Source organism: Streptomyces sp. NPDC006458 (assembly GCF_040612135.1).
Classification (GTDB): domain Bacteria; phylum Actinomycetota; class Actinomycetes; order Streptomycetales; family Streptomycetaceae; genus Streptomyces.
The window spans coordinates 1-1,488 of record NZ_JBEXPR010000092.1; the positions used below are offsets into that span (position 1 = coordinate 1).

The 1,488-nt window shown below is 69.5% G+C and carries 1 protein-coding gene; it reads left to right on the top strand.

Annotated features, from left to right (window positions below; translation table 11 throughout):
• The first annotated feature begins 161 nt into the window (after nt 1-161).
• On the top strand, nt 162-1,481 hold the full coding sequence (locus tag ABZZ79_RS39680) for an ISL3 family transposase (protein ID WP_356697550.1): 1,320 nt from the start codon (nt 162-164) through the stop codon (nt 1,479-1,481).
• Nucleotides 1,482-1,488: the final 7 nt, after the last annotated feature.

A 1,488-nucleotide genomic window follows, 5' to 3' on the forward strand; every position in this document is an offset into this window, starting at 1 on the left:
CGGGTCTTCGAACTTGAGCGGTGTGTCGTCCCGAGTGGACTGACTGGCTGTCACGTTGCGTGAGGGCCAGGGGTCGTGGGTGGTCCTGGCAGCAGGATGCCCGTGGCCATGAGTGATCATTTCTGTTCTCGACGCAGAACGATCATTCAGAAACCACGGGCTTGGACAACGATACGACGTTACTGCTCAACCTGGACGGCCTGGCCGTCGCGCGGGTGGAGCGGCTGGAGGACGGCACCCGCCGGGTGCACCTGATCACCGCCGATGAGCAGGCCCGGGCCTGCCCCGAGTGCGGGGTGTTCGCCACGCGGGTGAAGGGCTCCGCGACGACCCGGCCCCGCGATCTGCCTTACGGCGAGAGCGGGCTGGAGTTCCGCTGGCACAAGCGCCGCTGGTGGTGCCGGGAGCCCGGCTGCCCACGCCGGTCGTTCACCGAGCAGATCCCACAGATACCGGCCGGCGCGCGGATCACCATGCGACTGCGGGTCGCGGCCGGCCGCCGCGTGCGCGATGCCGGCTCCACGGTCATCCAGGCCGCCCGCGACCTGCATCTGTCCTGGCCCACGGTGATGGGCGCCTTGCGCACATCGGCACGCGAGGTCACAGGCGCCCCGCTGCCTGAGGTCGACGTACTGGGCATCGATGAGACCCGCCGGGGCAAGCCGCGCTGGGAACAGGATCCTGGCACCAGCAGATGGATCCAGACACGCGACCGGTGGCACACCGGCTTCGTCGACGCCCTCGGCACCGGCGGGCTGCTCGGCCAGGTCGAGGGCCGTACCGTCGCCGACGTCCTGGCCTGGCTCGCCACCACACCGCTGACCTGGCGAAAGAGCATCCGGCACGTCGCCATCGACATGTCGGCCACCTACCGCGCGGCGGTCCGCACCGGCCTGCCGCACGCGATCGTCGTGGTCGACCACTTCCACGTCGTCCAGCTCGCCAACAAGATGCTGTCCATGGTCCGGCGCCGCACCACCGCCGAGATCCGGGGCCGACGTGGACGCGCCACCGACCCGGAGTGGAAGGCCAGACGACGGCTCCTGCGCAACCGCGAGGATCTCACCGACGACCAGTTCGCCACCATGTGGAACACGCTGCTGGGCGAGGGGAAGATCGGGCAGACACTGCTGACGGCGTGGATTGCCAAGGAGAACCTCCGCAACCTCCTCGCCCTGGCCCGCACCGGGGCCGACCGACACCAAGTCGGCCACGTCCGCTGGAAGTTCCTCACCTGGTGCGCGGACGCCGACATCCCCGAGGTGCGGCAGCTCGCCGCCACCGTCGATCGCTGGTGGCCCGAGATCGAGGCGTTCATCGGCACCGGGCACCACAACGCGAAGAGCGAGGGCATCAACCGCGTGATCAAGCTCGTCGCACGAGCCGCGTTCGGCTTCCGCAACGCCGAGAACCAGCGGCTCCGAACACGCTGCGTCACCACCCGCCGAGCCCGCGGACACCTCCGCACCGCTCAACTTTGAAGACCCG